This is a genomic window from Globicatella sanguinis NBRC 15551, from assembly GCF_001552295.1.
Lineage (GTDB): Bacteria > Bacillota > Bacilli > Lactobacillales > Aerococcaceae > Globicatella > Globicatella sanguinis.
The window spans coordinates 1-18239 of record NZ_BCQX01000043.1; the positions used below are offsets into that span (position 1 = coordinate 1).

Annotated in this window: 21 protein-coding genes and 1 pseudogene; 17 read left to right on the forward strand and 5 right to left on the reverse strand. The window is 35.6% G+C overall.

What is annotated here, in order from left to right; translation table 11 throughout:
• Nucleotides 1-105: 105 nt before the first annotated feature.
• The 10 genes and pseudogenes from GSA01S_RS05095 to GSA01S_RS05140 form a co-directional block, all read left to right on the forward strand.
• Nucleotides 106-312, forward strand: a pseudogene (locus tag GSA01S_RS05095) (DUF1905 domain-containing protein); the annotation flags it as partial.
• Between the two features lie 68 nt (nucleotides 313-380).
• Entirely contained in the window at nucleotides 381-779 is a 399-nt protein-coding gene (locus GSA01S_RS05100) for an arsenate reductase/protein-tyrosine-phosphatase family protein (protein ID WP_066125482.1), read from the forward strand.
• A 277-nt stretch (nucleotides 780-1056) separates the two neighbouring features.
• Entirely contained in the window at nucleotides 1057-1959 is a 903-nt protein-coding gene (gene rbsK, locus GSA01S_RS05105; protein WP_066125483.1) for a ribokinase, read from the forward strand.
• A complete protein-coding gene (rbsD, locus tag GSA01S_RS05110; protein ID WP_066125485.1) occupies nucleotides 1934-2332 on the forward strand; it encodes a D-ribose pyranase in 399 nt (132 codons plus the stop codon). Before rbsK ends, rbsD begins: the two co-directional genes overlap by 26 nt.
• A 29-nt stretch (nucleotides 2333-2361) precedes the next feature.
• Nucleotides 2362-3849, forward strand: coding sequence for a sugar ABC transporter ATP-binding protein (locus GSA01S_RS05115; RefSeq protein ID WP_066125487.1), 1488 nt, complete (start codon nucleotides 2362-2364; stop codon nucleotides 3847-3849).
• A complete protein-coding gene (locus tag GSA01S_RS05120; protein ID WP_066125489.1) occupies nucleotides 3849-4805 on the forward strand; it encodes an ABC transporter permease in 957 nt (318 codons plus the stop codon). The genes GSA01S_RS05115 and GSA01S_RS05120 overlap by 1 nt, the downstream gene beginning before the upstream one ends.
• Before the next feature lie 18 nt (nucleotides 4806-4823).
• Nucleotides 4824-5762 (forward strand): substrate-binding domain-containing protein, encoded by a 939-nt coding sequence (locus tag GSA01S_RS05125; protein WP_066125491.1) that lies wholly within the window; start codon nucleotides 4824-4826, stop codon nucleotides 5760-5762.
• A gap of 45 nt (nucleotides 5763-5807) precedes the next feature.
• A complete protein-coding gene (locus GSA01S_RS05130) occupies nucleotides 5808-6053 on the forward strand; it encodes a PTS sugar transporter subunit IIB (RefSeq protein WP_066125493.1) in 246 nt (81 codons plus the stop codon).
• Between the two features lie 380 nt (nucleotides 6054-6433).
• Nucleotides 6434-7450: a LacI family DNA-binding transcriptional regulator gene (locus GSA01S_RS05135; protein WP_066125520.1), complete on the forward strand. Its 1017-nt coding sequence runs from the start codon at nucleotides 6434-6436 to the stop codon at nucleotides 7448-7450.
• 202 nt (nucleotides 7451-7652) lie between these two features.
• Nucleotides 7653-8237 carry a DJ-1 family glyoxalase III gene (locus GSA01S_RS05140; protein WP_066125495.1) on the forward strand — a complete coding sequence of 195 codons (585 nt, stop codon included), beginning with the start codon at nucleotides 7653-7655 and terminating at the stop codon, nucleotides 8235-8237.
• A gap of 133 nt (nucleotides 8238-8370) precedes the next feature.
• On the opposite strand, the gene GSA01S_RS05145 is transcribed toward GSA01S_RS05140, so the two are convergent.
• Nucleotides 8371-8934: a chromate transporter gene (locus tag GSA01S_RS05145; protein ID WP_066125497.1), complete on the reverse strand. Its 564-nt coding sequence runs from the start codon at nucleotides 8932-8934 to the stop codon at nucleotides 8371-8373.
• Nucleotides 8934-9509: a chromate transporter gene (locus tag GSA01S_RS05150; RefSeq protein ID WP_174519397.1), complete on the reverse strand. Its 576-nt coding sequence runs from the start codon at nucleotides 9507-9509 to the stop codon at nucleotides 8934-8936. The genes GSA01S_RS05145 and GSA01S_RS05150 overlap by 1 nt, the downstream gene beginning before the upstream one ends.
• A gap of 286 nt (nucleotides 9510-9795) precedes the next feature.
• On the opposite strand from GSA01S_RS05150, the gene GSA01S_RS11195 reads away from it, so the two are divergent.
• Complete coding sequence (locus GSA01S_RS11195) at nucleotides 9796-9930, forward strand: hypothetical protein (protein WP_257877008.1); 135 nt, start codon at nucleotides 9796-9798, stop codon at nucleotides 9928-9930.
• A gap of 55 nt (nucleotides 9931-9985) precedes the next feature.
• Here GSA01S_RS11195 and GSA01S_RS05155 read toward each other — a convergent pair whose 3' ends face one another.
• Both GSA01S_RS05155 and GSA01S_RS05160 read right to left on the reverse strand, forming a co-directional pair.
• Nucleotides 9986-10294 carry a hypothetical protein gene (locus GSA01S_RS05155; RefSeq protein ID WP_066125501.1) on the reverse strand — a complete coding sequence of 103 codons (309 nt, stop codon included), beginning with the start codon at nucleotides 10292-10294 and terminating at the stop codon, nucleotides 9986-9988.
• Nucleotides 10295-10302: 8 nt separating this feature from the next.
• Nucleotides 10303-10887, reverse strand: coding sequence for an EndoU domain-containing protein (locus GSA01S_RS05160; protein WP_066125504.1), 585 nt, complete (start codon nucleotides 10885-10887; stop codon nucleotides 10303-10305).
• Between the two features lie 146 nt (nucleotides 10888-11033).
• Here GSA01S_RS05160 and GSA01S_RS05165 point away from each other — a divergent pair, with 146 nt between their 5' ends.
• From GSA01S_RS05165 to GSA01S_RS05180, 4 genes are all read left to right on the forward strand, one after another.
• Nucleotides 11034-11432 (forward strand): PaaI family thioesterase, encoded by a 399-nt coding sequence (locus GSA01S_RS05165; protein ID WP_066125506.1) that lies wholly within the window; start codon nucleotides 11034-11036, stop codon nucleotides 11430-11432.
• Nucleotides 11433-11633: 201 nt separating this feature from the next.
• Nucleotides 11634-12740 carry a lactate oxidase gene (locus tag GSA01S_RS05170; RefSeq protein ID WP_066125508.1) on the forward strand — a complete coding sequence of 369 codons (1107 nt, stop codon included), beginning with the start codon at nucleotides 11634-11636 and terminating at the stop codon, nucleotides 12738-12740.
• Nucleotides 12741-13064: 324 nt separating this feature from the next.
• Entirely contained in the window at nucleotides 13065-13754 is a 690-nt protein-coding gene (locus GSA01S_RS05175) for a TMEM164-related integral membrane acyltransferase (RefSeq protein ID WP_066125510.1), read from the forward strand.
• Nucleotides 13755-14063: 309 nt separating this feature from the next.
• Entirely contained in the window at nucleotides 14064-14819 is a 756-nt protein-coding gene (locus GSA01S_RS05180) for a thermonuclease family protein (RefSeq protein ID WP_169792677.1), read from the forward strand.
• Nucleotides 14820-14934: 115 nt separating this feature from the next.
• On the opposite strand, the gene GSA01S_RS05185 is transcribed toward GSA01S_RS05180, so the two are convergent.
• Nucleotides 14935-16275: an MATE family efflux transporter gene (locus GSA01S_RS05185; RefSeq protein WP_174519398.1), complete on the reverse strand. Its 1341-nt coding sequence runs from the start codon at nucleotides 16273-16275 to the stop codon at nucleotides 14935-14937.
• 201 nt (nucleotides 16276-16476) lie between these two features.
• Here GSA01S_RS05185 and tpx point away from each other — a divergent pair, with 201 nt between their 5' ends.
• Both tpx and GSA01S_RS05195 read left to right on the forward strand, forming a co-directional pair.
• The gene (gene tpx, locus GSA01S_RS05190; RefSeq protein ID WP_066125516.1) at nucleotides 16477-16971 is read left to right on the forward strand and encodes a thiol peroxidase; all 495 of its coding nucleotides are present in this window, start codon (nucleotides 16477-16479) and stop codon (nucleotides 16969-16971) included.
• 10 nt (nucleotides 16972-16981) lie between these two features.
• Entirely contained in the window at nucleotides 16982-17881 is a 900-nt protein-coding gene (locus GSA01S_RS05195; protein ID WP_066125518.1) for an alpha/beta hydrolase, read from the forward strand.
• Nucleotides 17882-18239 lie beyond the last annotated feature (358 nt).

Here is an 18239-nt window from a genome sequence, read left to right on the forward strand (position 1 = left end):
GTAATACCTAACCTCATTAAGACGTAGATTGAGACCACTCAACCACTGCGCTTTGAATTAAATAGATATGCCTGAACAGGATTTAAAAAGTTTTTGCTAAGCCTCGATATAAGACAAGAATTTGGTAAAGGCCGAGTAAAAGTCCATGCTACTTTTGATGGTATAACATATGACGGGAGTATTGTTAATATAGGCGTAAAAAAGAAAGACGGTTCGACTTGTTATATTATTGGAGTCCTTAAAACGATTCGTCAACAGTTAGGTAAAACCGAAGGAGATATCGCGTCAGTTACGATTCGTGAAAGGGTGTAAATAGTTGTTTGACGAAAGAAGTAACGCTTCAAGAATATGAGTAAATTAAAAAATTGGAGGTTGTTTCAATGGAAAAGAAAAAAGTAGCATTTATATGTGTCCATAATTCGTGTAGAAGTCAAATTGCAGAAGCATTAGGAAAACATTTCGCAAGCGATGTTTTCGAAAGTTATTCGGCCGGGACTGAAACTAAACCGCACATTAACCAGGATGCTGTCAGAATTATGAAAGAATTATACAACATCGACATGGAAGCCACTCAGCATTCTAAGTTAGTTGATGAAATACCGATGCCGGATATAGCGTATTCGATGGGTTGTGAGGTAGGCTGTCCTTTTATCGGTAAAACTTATGATGGTGATTGGGATTTAGCAGATCCAACGGGACATGATGATGCATTCTTCAAAGAAATTATTGCTAAAATTGAGGAAAAAGTATTAGCATTAAAAGAAGATTTGAGTAAATAGAATAATATAAAGAGATTTGTCCTTTTTCTGGTTTTGAAGAAAAAGGATTTTTTATTATGTAAATTTAATAAACATTTTATTTCTTATTCATTTAGCCAGTTAGAATATTGATGAGACGCGTTTTTTCTACTAATAAAGTTAGATAAAAAGAGAATAATTTAAAAAACATGTTTGACAACGTTTTCTTTTTAGTGTATTCTAAGTTTAGAAACTTGGTAAAGCGCTTTACCAATTATTTATCAATATAAATTTATAACAAAATAAAGGTGGGAGCAAAATGAAAATAACGGTTATTGGCAGTATTTCAACAGATATCGTAGTGGAAGCAACAGTAGCTCCAGCAGTTGGTGAGACGATACAAGGGGATAAGTTATCTTTTTCATTTGGAGGAAAAGGTGCTAATCAAGCAGTCGCAGTTGCTCGTTTAGGTGTTGAAACGGAAATGATTGGTTCAGTCGGGAATGATGTCTTTGGCAATCAATTAATTGAAAATTTAGAAAATAATTCCATAAAAACAGAAAATGTAAAACAAGTTGATCAAAGTTCCGGAACGGCAATCATTCAACTAATTCAAGGTGATAATTCAATTATCTATATTCCAGGAGCTAATAATGAATTAACCGTTAAAGATATCGAAAATGCAAAGAGTACTTTGCAAGAAAGTCAATTAGTCATCATTCAAAATGAAGTGAAAGCTGAAGTGGTTCAAAACACCATAGACTTGTGTCTGGAATTGAATACGCCACTATTGTATAATCCTGCGCCAGCCCGTCAACTTTCAGAAGATTATATCAAAAAGGTAACCTATTTAACACCGAATGAAACGGAGTTTAAAGTGCTTTTCCCAAATCAAAAGATGGAAGATGTTTTAGCCAAGTATCCTAACAAATTAGTGGTGACATTAGGAGACAAAGGAGCGGCTTATCACAATGGGGTAGAAGTGAAAATGGTTCCGTCATTTAAAGTAGATAAAGTGATTGATACGACAGGAGCGGGAGATTGTTTTAATGGTGCGTTTGCTGTTGCGACGGTAAAAGGGTTGACCATCGACCAAGCAATCAAGTTTGCGAATTTAGCCTCTTCGATTGCGATCCAGCGATTTGGAGCACAGTCAGGTAATCCTACTCTAAAAGAAATAAAGGAGCATCAATTTTATGAAAAAACATGGAATTTTGAATAGTGACATTAGTAAAGTATTAGCAGATTTAGGACATACCGATCAAATTACGATTGGGGATTGTGGCTTACCGGTTCCTAGCGATGTTAAGAAAATTGATGTATCGCTTAGCCAAGGTTTTCCAAAATTTATTGAGGTTTTAAAAGTAGTATTAGAGGATATGAAAATTGAAAAAGTGATCCTAGCAGAAGAAATCAAACAAAATAATGCGACTCAATTAGAAGCAATCGAGCTGCTTTTAGAAGATGAGATTGAAATAGAGTTTGTCTCTCACGAAGAATTTAAACAGCAAACTCAACAATCTAAAGCAGTCATTCGGACAGGTGAAATCACACCGTATTCAAATATTATCTTACAATCGAACGTCACATTTTAAATGAATATCACCGAAGGGAGTGTTGTTGTGTGCATGTTTTAATGAAGAATATTGAAAAATCATTTGGGGATAACAAAGTATTACATGATGCTCAGATTGAAATATTGCCTGGTGAGGTTCACGCCTTAATGGGTGAGAATGGGGCCGGAAAGTCCACTCTGATGAATATTTTGACAGGAGTTCATACACGTGATTCGGGGGAAATATTATTTGACGGAGAACCTAAAGATTTTTCAGGACCAAAGGAAGCTGAAGAGTTTGGTATTGCTTTTATTCATCAAGAATTGAATGTGTTAGTTGATATGACAGTTGAAGAAAATATGTATCTCAATAAGGAGATAAAAAATAAATTTGGCATATTAGACAAGAAAGCGATGAGAAACAAATGCCAAGAGCTATTAACATCTCTAGAAACTGGTATAAAGCCAACACAAGAAATGTCAGAACTATCTATCGGGCAACAACAAATGGTAGAGATAAGTAAAGCTTTAATGTCCAATGTAGAAGTTATTATCATGGATGAACCAACGGCGGCCTTGACAGATTCCGAAACGAAAAAATTATTTGAAGTCATTGAACAGTTAACCGCTAAAAATGTAGCGATAGTTTATATTTCACATAGAATGGAAGAAATTTTCCAAATTTCAGACCGTATTACAGTCATGCGTGATGGTCATTATATTGGAACAAAACAGACTAATGAAACCAATGAAAATGAATTAGTAAAAATGATGATAGGTCGTGAGTTAACGAATCGCTACCCGACTCGTGAAACCAATATTGGAGAAGTAGTTTTTGAAGTAAACGACTTAACGCTAGAAGACGAAAGTGTTCATAATGTTTCTTTTGATGTTAAAGCGGGCGAAATTTTAGGTTTTAGTGGTTTAATGGGATCCGGTCGGTCAGAAGTGATGCATGGTATCTTTGGTAGCAAAGCTTTAAAATCAGGTGAAATTTATATAAATGGACGTCAAGAAAAAATTGATAATCCATTAAAAGCAATTGATTTAGGACTGGGATTTGTAACTGAGGACCGAAAGAGTGAAGGTTTATTACTTGAAAAAAGTATCAGGGAGAATTTAACCGTTACTAATTTCAAGGAATTAGCCCCTAAAGGTTTTATAAATGAGAACGCTGAAAAAGAGATGGCAAATTCGGCAGTTCAAATGTTTAAGATTAAAACTTTTAATACCGAAACTGAAACAGGTAACTTGAGTGGAGGTAATCAACAAAAAGTCGTTATGGCAAAATGGGTGCTGACTAATCCTAAAATTTTAATATTAGATGAACCAACACGTGGAGTTGACGTGGGGGCAAAAGAAGAAATTTATCAAATTATGAATGATTTAACAAAACAGGGAATCGCTATTATCATGGTTTCATCAGACTTACCTGAAGTGATTGGGATGAGTGATCGAGTTGCAGTAATGCGCGAAGGTGAATTAAAAGCAATCATTAATAAAGAACAAATTTCAGAGGAAAATATAATGACTATAGCAACAGGAGGAACGATATAATGGCTGAAACAACAAAAAAACAAGTAAAATTACATGAATTAGGTGCAATAATTGCCTTAATTGTTTTGGTTGCTGGGATTTCAATTATTAGTCCAGAATTTAGAACGTTTGGTAATATTTTAAATCTCTTAAGACAAGCCTCTATTAATGCTTTAATTGCATTTGGGATGACAGCTGTTATTTTAACTGGTGGTATCGATCTTGGGGTAGGTCCAATTTTAGCGTTAACCGGAACCGTAACAGCAGGTATGATTGTCAATCTTGGTATACCTGTTCCTATAGCGTTACTCATTGCAATTGTTTTAGGGATCGTCTTAGGATTAGTGGGAGGTATTTTAGTAGGTAAAACAAAGTTACAGCCTTTTATTGCTACTTTAATTACTCAGACGGTTTATAGAGGATTGACCTTAATTTATACAGATGGACGACCAATTTCTGGTATTACAAAACCAGAATATGTTGGTGCTCCGATGATTGAATTTATAGGACGGGGTAAATTATTTGGGATTCCAGCGCCTATTATCATCATGTTAATTGCTTTTATTGCGATGTATATCTTATTAAATAAAACAGCACTTGGACGAAAAATTTATGCTGTTGGATCAAATGAAAAAACATCGATGTTAGCAGGGATCGATATCGCTCGAATTAAGATTTTTGTTTATTCTTTATCAGGTTTAATGGCAACTCTTGCAGGATTAATTTTAATTTCTAGATTGAACTCTGCGCAACCTACTTTAGGAGTAGGTTATGAATTAGATGCGATTGCTGCAACAGCTATTGGTGGAACAAGTATGGAAGGAGGACGTGGTAAAATAACCGGAACTTTTATTGGTGTGTTAATTATTGCGGTGTTAAGTAATGGTATGAACATTTTAGGTATTAATTCTTATCTACAAGATATTGTTAAAGGTTTAGTTATATTATTTGCTGTTTTATCAGATAGAAAAAAATAATATTTGGAGGAAATTAAAATGAAATTAATTAAAAAATTAGCCACAGGATTATTAGCAGCAGGAATGTTATTAAATGGATTTGGAATGAGTGCGACAAATGTAACAGCAGAAGAAGTCGAAGGAAAAATAGGATTTTCAATTTCAACATTAAATAACCCATTCTTTGTATCAATTGCGGATGGAGCTGAAGAGAAAGCGAAAGAGTTGGGTGTGGATATTTCAATCGTTGATGCTGGAAATGATCCTGCTAAGCAGTCAACGGATATTGAAGATTTGATTTCATCAGGAATTAAAGTATTAATTGTAAACCCAGAAGATTCAGCCTCAGTAGGACCATCTGTTCAAATGGCGATTGATGCAGGAATTAAAGTTATTTCAGTGGATAGAATTGTTGAAGGTGCTGACGTAGATGCTTATATTGGAACTGATAACGTAAAAGCAGCGGAATCAGTTGGGGAATATATGTTAGAAAACTTAACAGAGGATGATGAAGTAGCAGTTTTAGAAGGGGTACCTGGAGCTTCTTCTGCAATTGACCGTAAAGAAGGATTAATGAATGCTTTAGATGGAAAAGTAAACATTGTTTCTTCACAAACAGCAAATTATGATCGTACTGAAGGTATGACTGTTACAGAAAATATTTTACAAGCAAATCCTAATTTAAAAGTTATTTTTGCTTCGAATGATGAAATGGCTTTAGGAGCGATTGAAGCGGTAAATGCTTTTGGAAAAGTACCGGGAGAAGATATTTTAGTTACCGGTTTTGATGCAACAGATGATGCTAAACAAGCAGTTAAAGATGGGACAATGGTAGTGACTGTAGAACAAAAACCATTAGATATGGGGAAATTAGCAGTCGAAACTGCTGTTAAAATGCTTAAAGGAGAAACTGTAGAGAAAGAAATTCCGACAGATGTAACATTATTAGATAAAGAGAGTGTTGAAGAATCTGAATAATCTATTTGTTTTATTAAATTATTGTAGATAGATGGAGGATGGACGATGAGTTCTAAAGAAATAGCAGCAGAAATAGTTTCTGCTGTTGGCAAAACTAATATAAAAGAAGTGACACATTGTGCCACACGCATACGGTTTAATGTTGAGAATAAAAAAATGATCGCCAAATCCAATATAGAAGCATTGGATGTTGTGAAAGGAACTTTAATATTAAATAATCAGTTTCAAGTATTTATTGAGTTATCAGAAATACAATCGATCTATGATGCGATACTTGAAATTGTACAATAATCTTAATATTAAATCATAAATTACAATGAGTATGAGACTGGGCAGAAAAATTGTTCCAGTCTCTTATCATTATTGTGAGGTTAAGCGGTCTTAAAATGGGAGTGGGCAAGAAGTAGAAAATGAGCGGGTTTTTATTTTGTCTGCCTACTGTTGCGTAAGTCTCAAATGAGTTATTAAGACGCAGTTTGACGCTACGCAACTAGTGCATTTATAATTAAAGAACGAAAACTTGACTGAATTTAACGGGTTATATTCCCAGTTCTTTTTTTCATTCCTGTTCGTATAGTATAATTGTAATTTTTTTAGTTTAATATTATTATAAGGGGTAAATAAAAGTGCATTTTAAATGAATAAATTAGTTTGGGGTGGGTAAATTGAAAGTGACATTGAAAGAAGTGGCAGCAAAGGCCGGAGTTTCTCCAACGACTGTTTCACTTGTGTTGAATAATCGTCCGAATAGGGTCTCAAAAGTAAATAAGGATAAAATATTTCGTATAGCAAAAGAATTAAATTATGTTCCCAACCAAGTGGCTAGAAGCTTAGCTACCAATCGCACCAATTTAATAGGTTTAATTATTCCAAATATTGAAAATCCATTTTTCGCTGGCATCGCAATGGAAATTGAGCAACAATTGACACGACGTAATTATGTGACAGTCATTATGAATTCGAACGATAGCAATGAAACACAACAGCATATTATTTCTAAGCTAAATGGGATTAATATCGATGGCCTCATTATTGTGCATGCAAATGGGTTCTTTTATGAAAATTCATTAATTCAGATCCAACGAGCAAGCTATGATGTGCCGACGATTCATTTAGACCGTTATTTAGAAAAAGTTGAAACACCGCAAGTCTATTATGATAATGAAAAAGGAAGTTATTTATCTACTAAATATTTAATTGATTTAGGTCATCGAAAGATTGGTAACTTAGGTGCTAATATGACTTTAGTTAACAGTTTACATCGTTCAAACGGGTATTTAAGAGCATTGCGAGAATTTGATATCTTACCTGAAGAAGAGTGGTATGTAGAGACAAAAATTACCTTTGAAGATGGTTATCGAAGCGCGGATAAAATCTTGGAACAAAAAGAGCTCACAGCAGTAGTTTGTGCTAATGATTTAGTCGCATTAGGTTTTATGAGACGCGCACAAGAATTAAAGATTCGAGTGCCTGAAGATATTTCAGTAGTCGGCTATGATAATATTGAGTATAATAAATTCTCAGTAAAAGCATTAACTTCTGTTGAACAAAATCCTAATCAATTAGCACTGGTTGCGATAGATAAATTATTGAAAGAAATTGAAGGACAAGACTCCAATAAAGAGTTTAACAATGATGTTGTTCTAGAACCGAAATTAATCATTGGTGAAACCACCAGAGCAATTTAGGAAGTGGACAACCAGTAGAAAATCGAATGGTTTTTCCTTCTTCTTTCCATCCCCCGTAAAGTTGGGAGCGAGCAACAGTAGAAAATCATTTCATTTTCTACTGCTTGCCCACTCCCACAGATAGTCGGATAGTTTTATAACGCGTGTTCAATATGTTATATTAAAATTGTAGTACGATTTAAAACAACACAAGGAGGACAAAATGAAAAGATTTTTAGTGTTTTTAGCCGATGGATTTGAAGAAATTGAAGCATTGACTCCCGTTGACTATTTAAGAAGAGCTGGCATTGAAGTAGATACCGTCTCGATTACCGATGATCTCAAGGTAACAGGTTCTCACCAGATTCCTGTTTTAGCAGACAAATTGTTAAGTGACATTAATCCAGAAGATTATGTAGGTTTATATTTACCAGGAGGATTGCCAGGAGCAACTAATCTACGAGATAATGAAGCGGTCATTGAACTTGTGCAACAATTTAATCAAGAAGAAAAATTGGTTACAGCAATTTGTGCAGCTCCAATTGTTTTAGAAAAAGCGGGTGTTATTGAAGGTAAAAATGTGACCAGTTTCCCTAGTTTTAAAGAGGACTTGACGACAGCTAAAGAATATATTGAGGACCATCTTGTCGTGGAAGATGGCAATATAATTACCGGTCGTGGTGCTGCTATCGCCATCTATCAATCTTTTAAAATTGTAGAAACCTTATTAGGCCTTGAGGCGGTAGAAAAGTTAAAAGAAGGTATTCAACAACATAAAGTGGAAGAGTTTTACGGGTTTAAAGCTTAATTGCTAGTAAAACAGTTCAACGTAGTTTTAACCATTGACACAGTATAAAAGCCTTAAAGATAGGTTGGCTAAGCCGACACTTGTCTTTAAGGCGTTTTTTATTTTCTATACATGGATTTTATACGCTAATCGATCACATTATCAAATAGAGTATTAAACGTATCATTCCGGCCATTACCATTACATGGATCGGATTCGCTTTGTATTTACGTAAGAGTGCCAGTGCTGCGATAAATAGAAATAAGCCTATCCAATCAAGATTGAAGCTATCTTTTGGTAGTCTTTGTTGACCAAAGATGGCCATATTAAATAATGATAAACCAGCTGAAGCAATCATTGCGATGACAGCAGGACGCAAACCTGCCAGGGCCCCATTGACTAATGAAAAACCTCGATAGCGATAATATAAAAATGCTAAACTCATCACGATGATGCTTGAAGGCAATACACATCCAAAGGTGGCCACAAGTGCACCCGGGATTCCTGCCACTTGAATCCCGACAAAGGTGGCAGAATTAATAGCAATCGGTCCTGGTGTCATTTCCGTAATCGTCATAATATCAGCAAATTGCGTCATCGTCAGCCATTGATGCAGTTCAACGGTCTGATCTTGAATAAGCGGCATCGCAGCATAGCCACCTCCGATACTAAATAAGCCAATTTGAAAAAATGACCAAAATAGTTCTAAAAAAATCATTATATTTCACCATCCTGTCTGCGCATACGGTACCAACTATCAAGAGCTCCGATTAAGGCACAAATGACAATGATTAACAGAATGTTAAGTCGTAAATACCTTGAAGCGATAAAGGTTAATACCATGACAATAAGGGGTAACAAGCGTTTTTCATTCATCAACTGTTGACCCATGCGCCAAACCACGTCAATAATGACGGCTGCTACTCCTGCTAACATCCCTCTCATAATAATTCCTACATAAAGGTTATCACGAAAAGCTTGGTAAAATATTGAAATAATCGAAATAATGATTAAAGGGGGGAGGACGGTCCCAATTAAGGACACCAAGGCTCCTAAAAGGCCACCGACACGATAGCCTACTAAGATAGCAGCATTAACCGCAATAGCCCCCGGAGAAGATTGTGCGATCACCGTTAAGTCGACCATCTCCTCTTCTTCAATCCAATGCAATTCTTCAACGAATCGTTTTCGCATTAAAGGGATAATGACAAAACCTCCGCCAAAGGTAAAGGCTGATAATTTCAAGGTAGACGTAAATAAGAGAAAATAGTCTCGTTTAGTAAAAGGTTTCAAGTTAATTCCTCATTTCTTATGCAAATGATGTTCACTCTTCTAAAATATCATAAATGGAGCTAATTATTAAGGGAAACCTATTTATAATCCTAAAAATAGGAACCACAAGATAAACTGTTACGTCCATTTTTATGAGCGTGTACAATAGGGAGAAAAGCTTATATGCCAATAGATATTTCTTTTGCCCGATTATTCTGGTTATTCGGAGTGCAGTAGTAGATTGCGAGCCCTTTTCATTTTTTATTGAATTTTTACCTGTCTAGGAAATGTGCTAATATCATTCTTAATGATGATAGGTGTTGGTGTTGTAGATGTAGGGAATGAAATTATTGGTTTATTGATAGCCTACCAAGTGTTTGTAAGAAAATTCAATTTAACAGATGAAAAAGCGCTCGAAATGAGTCAGATTTTACAAAGATAATAAAACCAAAACTACAAAAAACTCCTCGCGCAATTTGTGCGAGGAGTATCTGAGTTTAATCTGGGTAAATGTACTCAAGCCATTGAATATAGATTTGGATAAATAAAGAGGTTGGGATTGTTTCTTCTATTCCACCCAAGGTATCTTCAATCAGTGTTTCATCTTGGTTAAGGGTAATCTCATAGACATTACCGGCAAAGCTTTTATCATCATCTATGCTATCAAGAAACTCAATGATCGTTTGCGTAATCATATCATCAAAACTAACACCTTCAACTTGAAGGAAGGGGTCGACTAATGAATAGTGCGGTTCATCTTCAAAGACGACATGGTATCTCTCTTTTCTTTTTTCAAAATGGTACATAATTTATCCTACCTTTCATATATTGGGAATGCGGAAATAATTTTGTCATCATTAGTGAGATACATTTGAATCTTGATGCCTTGGCTCTCACCTTCGAAAATATTACCACTTACATGTTCGCTATTTTCATAGGCTTCATTTATTGCGTCGACGACTTCTTGTGGCGTCCACTCTTGCGGAAAAAATGAAGAATAGGCTTTTTTCGGTTCTCCATCAATCGTGATTTTAGCACGGTAGACACCATGACGGTCCGTTTTAGAGCGTGTGCTTTCTATGATTGTAACATCAGGAGCTAAGCCTTCATAATGATAGCCGGTCGCTTTACCATCGCGGTTAATGGAACCAAAGAAGATGTGTTCAAGCCCATTTTTTACGAAAATATGGGTCCTTTTTAAATCATCGGTATCGAATGTTTCAGGATTGAACTTAGTCTGTGTTTGTGTTGATGTCTGTGCATTTTTTTGACTTTCTTCAGTAGTAGCCGGGGTATGACTAAGATCATTGTCTGGAGTGGTGATATTAGGGTCATTGCCACAAGCGACAAGTAATAAAGTTATCAGGGTTATTAGCCAGTATTTGAAGATTTTTTTCATAGATTCCCTCCTTGAATGAGTTCATTATACTGAGTATACAGCTTGAATTCAATTAACTGATAATAAACGTTAATTTATTTACTATTTGATAAGATTTAGGTAGAATAGATTTATTACTAAAACGAATATTATTGATAGGTGAAAAAATGAAGATTAAACAAACTTTTGACATGACTGAAATTTCAGGTCAGTTTCATAAATTAATTGGTGTCACCCAAGTCTTAGTCGATGAGGATGATTTTGTCTATGTCCAAGTTAAAATGGAAGAAAAGCATACGAATCCTATAGGGATTGCTCATGGTGGTTTTCTATTTACACTTTGTGATGTCGCTGCTGGGGCTAGAATGGCGTATATTAAGCAAAATTCAGTTACCTTAGATAGTACTATAAATTACTATAAACCGGGTAAAGTGGGAGATACCCTAACCACTAAAGTAATTCCCCGTAGAGAAGGACGTCATACCTCTATCTATCTAGTGGAAGTTCGTAATCAAGACGATGTCTTACTAGTGGATATGATGGCGACAATGTACCATATTGATTAACATTTTAAACAAGCAATGATTGACGAATGCTTAATTGTCTCGCTCAAAATCATTGCTTTTTTGTTTTCGTTTTTTTCTTTATATAGTTTTGTTATAAGCTTGGAAAACCTTACATTAATAATCAAAGATGGGTATAATATTACTATTGGCATAAGTATATGCCGCTAATATTTTAATGTAAGTTGGAAGGAAGTTTGTAAAATGACAGAAGGACAATATGGTGCACCTGATCATGTAAAGAAATTAGAAATTTTTAACACTATTGAGCTAGAAGATTTAGCGAAAGAAGTAGTACCTCATGGTGGTTTTGACTACCTAGCAGGAGGATCTGGTGATGAGTTTACCTTAAGACGTAATGTAGAATCTTTTAATTTTAAAGGGATAGTACCCCGAGTAGCTGCGGATGTAGAGTTTCCAGAGACTCGTACTAAAATCTTTGAACATGAATTAAAAGTACCTTATATAATGGCACCAATTGCGGCTCATGGGTTAGCGCATCAATCCAAAGAAGCGGGGACTGCAAGAGGGATTCGTGAATTTGGTGGTTCTTTAATGTCAATTTCTGCTTATTCAGGAGCAACTTTTGAGGAAATTGATGAAGGATTACAAGACACACCTCGTTGGTTCCAAATTTACATGTCTAAAGATGATCAATTAAATAAAAGCATTTTAGATGAAGCGAAAGCAGATGGCGCGACTGCGATTATTTTAACCGCAGATGCGACGGTTGGGGGTAATCGCCATCGTGATGAGAAAAATCATTTCGTCTATCCATTTAGTATGCCGATTGTTGCACGTTACCTAACAGGTACAGGGAAAGATATGTCATTAAATAATATTTATGGACAGTCAAAACAAAAAATTACGATGGATGACATTCGTTTCATCAAAGAGTATTCAGGTTTACCTGTTTTCTTAAAAGGTGTTCAAGCGCCTGAAGATGCAGAAGCTGCCATTCAAGCGGGGGCTGATGGTATTTGGGTATCTACACATGGTGGTCGTCAATTAGATGGTGCACCTGGATCATTTGAAATGCTACCAGCGATTGCTAAAGTTGTCAATAAAAGAGTGCCAATTGTGTTTGACTCAGGTATTCGTCGTGGAGAACATATCTTTAAAGCCTTAGCTAGCGGAGCGGATATCGTTGCAATCGGTCGTCCAGTGTTATTTGGATTAGCTCTTGGCGGTTGGCAAGGGGTACAATCTGTTTTTGAATATTTTGAAAGAGATTTAAAACGTGTGATGCAATTAGCAGGAACACAAACAATTGAAGATATTAAAAACACTCAATTAATTGATTTAAGATAATATATATATTCAGTTTAGAGGAGCTTAATGGCGAGTCTAAACTGAATTTTTTATTTGAGAATTCTTTGAGATTGTGTAGATGGGATCCTTTAAAGAGATTCAAATAAGAGTGCCATAGAACGATGATGTGCTTAGAGCAAAGCTTTTTAACAGATTATTAAGCACAGGCTGTGCATCAACTTGATAAATTCGGTTTTAAAAGTCAACTTAGAAATTTTTGATTTGTCTCACTTACAAATCATGGAGTAATGGGTGGTAAGGAATGCGATTGATTTGTTATAATGCAATTGAAACATAATACTCTTGTTACCAAAGGAGAATGTGATGACAGACTTTATTAAACCTTTTGGACCTAACCATTTGTTATATATAGGCATTGTTATAATGGTTGGGTTTTTACTGTTTACAAACATACCATTTGTTCGCAAGCATCGTGATCAGATTAGTATGATGGTTTTGATTATTAGTATTATTCAACAATGTATCTTATATGGTTATTATTTATTGTTTTTTAAATTTGATCTATCAGAATCTTTGCCATTACATATCAGTCGCATTAATAGCATTTTTGGTATTATCTATTTAGCGACCAAAAGCAAGTTAGTCATTAGAATTTTATCTTTTACAGGTGCTTTCGCGCTATTAAGTTTTCTCTATCCGAGTCGGGTGCAAAGTATTACCCATCCATTAGGGATTAGTTTTTTGGTGAACCATATTATTACACTATTGTTACCTTTCTTTGCTATGGTGGTATATGATTTTCGGATTCAAAAAGCTGATAAACAATTACCATTTATTTTGATGATGGTTTACATGATGATTGTTTATGTTATTAATCCTATCGTAAACGGCAATTATTTTTATTTAGTGAAACGCCCATTCGCTTTTTTAAATGGAATGGCTGATAGTTTATATTTAATCCTTTGTGCAGTTGTTACTTTCGTACTGTTTTCGGTAGCAGAAATTTGTTACAATCGACTAAGTGAGTATTTAACGAATCGGCAGTTTTCCTAGAAAGAAATAAAGCTGCTATCTTTATAACCTTGAATAAGGGGCGGTGGTCTTTTGTTCGAGGTTTTTTAATACTAATGGTGAGGTAGCTTAAAAATTTAAATAAAAACCATAAACGCGTTTCTGAGCCGAATTCAGAATGACTTGCTTTTACTTATATTGATTGATTGAATACTTCTTAAAAATATTCCCTGATGATCGTTTAGTCTAAGAACAGCGTGATGATGTTTGCTTTTACTATCTAAAAATCATCGCTGTAACAGGGGAAAGTTTGGTATAATGAGAGTATTAGGTGTGGAAAGGGATAGAGAGATGACCAAGAGAAACTATCGTTACATCGGCTTTTTGCTAGCAATTTTATTAATGTTAGGCGTTCACCCGTGCGCCGTCAGGGCAGAAGTGAGCGATGAATATTTAGGTTACACAACAACGGCTAAGACGAATGCCAGTCTAGCACAATTATTTACTGTTAAGTCTTTTAATGTTTATGATGGTGATACCGCGGACTTTATTTTAGAACGCCAAATAGAACCAAGTATTAAAGCAAGATTTTTATTAATGGATGCTCCTGAAATTAGAGGAGGTGTACCGTATAGTAAGGCGGCACGCAAGCGAGTCAATCAATTGTTTGTTGAAGCTAAATTAATTCAAATTGAATATGAAGGTCCCGAAAAAGATAAATATCAACGTGATTTAGTGCATGTTTGGGTGGATGGGCATCTCTTATCAGAAATTCTAGTTAGAGAAGGTTACGCTATTGCGCGATACATCCATCAGTATTTACCTAATAGTCAATATGTAAAAGCTATTTATGAAGCACAAGAAAAAGCAAAATACGAAGGATTAAGGGTTTGGGTGGATGGAGATTTGGAGTTTATTAACAAAGCTGAATATGAACTTCAAGCCAACCATTCAGCTGGTTCTGCCAATGAAGTAGAGACCGTTTATTATCGAAACTGTAAGGAAGTTTGGCAAGCTGGTAAGGCTCCGATTAGGAAGGGCGATCCTGGTTTTCGTCCCCAATTTGATGGTGATAAAGACGGGATTGGTTGTGAGGCTCCTCAGTAATCATCAAGTATTTAAATAAAAAGTATCCTCTAGTTTGAGCAATACCAAGATTATACAAAGCTGTAATCTGGTTCGACTCAAAGTTTGAGGATACTTATTTTGTTATACCAATAGACTAGATTTCAATCCGAGTCCAATTACCTTGTTTGAAACGATGGCGTAATAAAATAAAACGCGAGAATTGGTCGGATAAAATCCCAATCCAAATACCATAAAGTCCTAAATTAAAGATATTAACTAATATGAGTGTAACACCCGTACGAATTAGGGTAACCGATATAATGCCTGCAATAAGTGTATAGCGAACGTCGCCCCCGGCTCTTAAACATCCGCCATAAACAAGTTGGGAGATTTGTAACAGCACAATGACCATGACAAAACGGGTAATAATCGCCCCTTCATCAATGAGGGCAGGTTCATTAAAATAAAGCCCCATTAAATTTTTACCAAAAGCAAATAAGAATAATGATAAAGCTAATGACATGACTAAACCAATCCGTTGACAGATATGGCCAAATTTAATGGCTTTATCGTGGTCTTGACGACCTAAAGCTCTACCGGCTAAGGCAACGGCAGCTACTTGCATTCCATCACCGAATGAAAAGCCGAGACTTAGTAAGTTCATACCGGCATTGTGAATGGCAAAGGCATTGGTTCCGAGTTTTGCGGCTGTGACCGCGGTGGCTACAAACCCAATGCGCATCATCAGATTTTCAACGGCCATATTAGAGCCTAAACCAAAGATCATCTTAACAGTCTTCTTTTGCATTTTGACTTTGTATTTTAAAATATATTTAATTTGGATTAAACTATCAGGACTATAGAGTGAACGAATACTCATCAACATGGCCACAAAGGTACCTAATACGGTGGCAATGGCTGCCCCTTGAATTCCTAAAGCAGGGAACCCCAATTTACCATTAATGAGTAAATAATTGAAAATAATATTAACGATTGATGAGGTGACATTGGTAAAGAAGGCAATTCGGGTATTACCACTTCCGCGTTGCGCAGCATTAATCACCATGGCGATGACATTAAAAATCATCCCGCCCATAATAATCCGTAAGTAATTAACAGAGGCTTGATGGGTTTCGTGATTGCTTCCGGTTAAATGCATAATATCATCAGCGAAATATAAGAAAATAGCGGTAATAATTAAACTAGCTGCTACTGTTAAACATAATGCTGTCAGGAAAACTTCGTTGGCTCCTCGTTTATCTTCTTGTCCGCGTCTCCTTGCAACTAATGATGATACGGCGATGTTAATAGCAAAAAAGACAGTTAATCCAATTAGTTTGGGTTGAGTTGTTAAACCAACTGCTGCAATCGCAAAACTTCCTAATTCACCGACCATCATCGTATCGATCATCGCTGCCAATGAAATAAAGAAGCTTTCTAATACAGAAGGCCAAGCCATTGAAATGGCTGTTTTATAATGTACTTTATCTTTCATAATATCCTTTCTATTTTTTTCAGTTACTAAACTACTAGTAATATGATAGTACTTTACGCAGTAATTATCTAGTCTTTTTGCTTATAAACTTAACATGATTAATTAATTTGTTATTTTCCTTCAAAACACATCGTTATTGAATCAGCTTATTTTGTGATATGATAAGACTACTGAAAAAATGAATGAAGGTAGGGTCTTAACATGACAACATTTAAAGGTGAATTAGTAACGATCATCGGCAATCAATTAAAAGTAGGGGAACAGTTACCTGATTTTTCTCTTGTAAATCCTGACCTAGTGAAGCAATCTTTAGCTGACTTTGAAGGAAAGAAAAAAGTTTTAAGTATTGTGCCTTCGGTCGACACGGGGATTTGTGATGCCCAAACAAGACAGTTTAACCAAGCCTTATCTGATATGGAGAATACAGTGGTTATAACGGTTTCTTGTGATTTACCTTTTGCTCAAAAACGTTGGTGTGGTGCTTCAGGCATTGAGAATGCTTTGTTATTATCTGATTATTATGATCGATCATTCGGAAAAGCTTATGGTGTCTTGATGGAGGAGTGGCATTTATTGGCTCGTGCGGTTATTGTAGCCAATGAACAGAATGAAATTACTTATGTTGAGTATTTAGATAATGTTAATAGCCATCCTGATTACGAGGCAGCTATCAACGTTGTTAAAGATTTGGCTTAAGGAGGATTTTATGGAGTGGCTTTTTTGGATTGCCCTTGTCTTTTTAGTATTATTCATCATTGCCTATGGGATTATTTCGCTACATTTTTCAAAAAATATTGCACAACCTAAAATCTCATCATTAGAAAAAGAAATGGCATGGGAAAAGGAACATCATTTATGGGGGAATTTTGATGATTATGATAAAACGGCTTATACGGTTAAGGGTTATCAAGATTATTCATTACATGTCGTCTTAGTGAAAGCGGCAGTGCCATCGGATAAATATGTGATTATTTCTCATGGTTATACAGCGAATCGCTACGGTGCGGTAAAGTATTTAGATGCATACCGTTCACAAGGGTTTAATGTCATTATTTATGATGTGCGCGGACATGGCGACAATGAAAAAACGCCGGTTTCATTAGGGAATTTTGAAGCTAAAGATTTACTGGCATTGATTGAAGATACCTATCAGCGCTATGGTGATGATATTTATTTAGGCTTACATGGTGAATCGATGGGCAGCTCGATTTCCTTAAATGTCTTAGCGTATCGACCTAAAATTCAATTTGTGGTGGCCGATTGTGGGTTTACCAATTTATATGAATTGATTGCGAGTTTATATCGTCAACATAAAGTGGGGCTATTAATCTATGGAGTCAATTTTATGATGAAATTAACACAAGGTTTCGATATGAAAGCGACCAGTGCAGTTGATGCTTTAAGAGAAAATGAAGTCCCAATCATGTTTATTCACGGTAAAAATGATACCTTTATCTTGCCAGAACATAGTGAGCATTTAGCAGCGGCTAATCATGGTAAAAGTGTGGTTCACCTCATTGACCGAGCAACCCATGCCGGTTCCAGACAAACGATTGGAATAAAAGCCTATACTAAATTAATCGAGGACTTTTTACAAACAATCTAAGAAATAGGAAATAAATAGTAGTGCATGCAAGGATGTATCTGAGTTTGTTGATGATTATCGGCGAGAGAAGGAATGATATTCGGATTGAGTGTATTCTCTTCGAGAAAAAATTAGCTAGTTGCTCCAAAGGCGATAAGATGCGTTGTTTTGAAAAAAGCAAGAATTGGCTGTCTCTTAAATAACAATAATCGTTATATGTAAGAGAGAGTAGACATCAACTCGATAAAATCATTCAGAATATTTTGCGTTAATTATAAGCGCCAACCTGCGTCTTAACGAGGTTAGGCCTAAATTTGAAATGATCAATCAAGTTATTGCTCGGTAATTAAAAGCGCAGTGGTTGAGTGGTCTCAAACTT

Excerpts from the sequence above, each read along its gene's own strand:
- GSA01S_RS05100 (WP_066125482.1), top strand. The coding sequence starts at position 381 with ATGGAAAAGAAAAAAGTAGCATTTATATGTGTCCATAATTCGTGTAGA.
- rbsK (WP_066125483.1), top strand. The coding sequence starts at position 1,057 with ATGAAAATAACGGTTATTGGCAGTATTTCAACAGATATCGTAGTGGAA.
- rbsD (WP_066125485.1), top strand. The coding sequence starts at position 1,934 with ATGAAAAAACATGGAATTTTGAATAGTGACATTAGTAAAGTATTAGCA.
- GSA01S_RS05120 (WP_066125489.1), top strand. The coding sequence starts at position 3,849 with ATGGCTGAAACAACAAAAAAACAAGTAAAATTACATGAATTAGGTGCA.
- GSA01S_RS05125 (WP_066125491.1), top strand. The coding sequence starts at position 4,824 with ATGAAATTAATTAAAAAATTAGCCACAGGATTATTAGCAGCAGGAATG.
- GSA01S_RS05130 (WP_066125493.1), top strand. The coding sequence starts at position 5,808 with ATGAGTTCTAAAGAAATAGCAGCAGAAATAGTTTCTGCTGTTGGCAAA.
- GSA01S_RS05140 (WP_066125495.1), top strand. The coding sequence starts at position 7,653 with ATGAAAAGATTTTTAGTGTTTTTAGCCGATGGATTTGAAGAAATTGAA.
- GSA01S_RS05145 (WP_066125497.1), bottom strand. The coding sequence starts at position 8,934 with ATGATTTTTTTAGAACTATTTTGGTCATTTTTTCAAATTGGCTTATTT.
- GSA01S_RS11195 (WP_257877008.1), top strand. The coding sequence starts at position 9,796 with ATGATGATAGGTGTTGGTGTTGTAGATGTAGGGAATGAAATTATTGGT.
- GSA01S_RS05155 (WP_066125501.1), bottom strand. The coding sequence starts at position 10,294 with ATGTACCATTTTGAAAAAAGAAAAGAGAGATACCATGTCGTCTTTGAA.
- GSA01S_RS05160 (WP_066125504.1), bottom strand. The coding sequence starts at position 10,887 with ATGAAAAAAATCTTCAAATACTGGCTAATAACCCTGATAACTTTATTA.
- GSA01S_RS05165 (WP_066125506.1), top strand. The coding sequence starts at position 11,034 with ATGAAGATTAAACAAACTTTTGACATGACTGAAATTTCAGGTCAGTTT.
- GSA01S_RS05170 (WP_066125508.1), top strand. The coding sequence starts at position 11,634 with ATGACAGAAGGACAATATGGTGCACCTGATCATGTAAAGAAATTAGAA.
- GSA01S_RS05175 (WP_066125510.1), top strand. The coding sequence starts at position 13,065 with ATGACAGACTTTATTAAACCTTTTGGACCTAACCATTTGTTATATATA.
- GSA01S_RS05180 (WP_169792677.1), top strand. The coding sequence starts at position 14,064 with ATGACCAAGAGAAACTATCGTTACATCGGCTTTTTGCTAGCAATTTTA.
- GSA01S_RS05185 (WP_174519398.1), bottom strand. The coding sequence starts at position 16,275 with ATGAAAGATAAAGTACATTATAAAACAGCCATTTCAATGGCTTGGCCT.
- tpx (WP_066125516.1), top strand. The coding sequence starts at position 16,477 with ATGACAACATTTAAAGGTGAATTAGTAACGATCATCGGCAATCAATTA.
- GSA01S_RS05195 (WP_066125518.1), top strand. The coding sequence starts at position 16,982 with ATGGAGTGGCTTTTTTGGATTGCCCTTGTCTTTTTAGTATTATTCATC.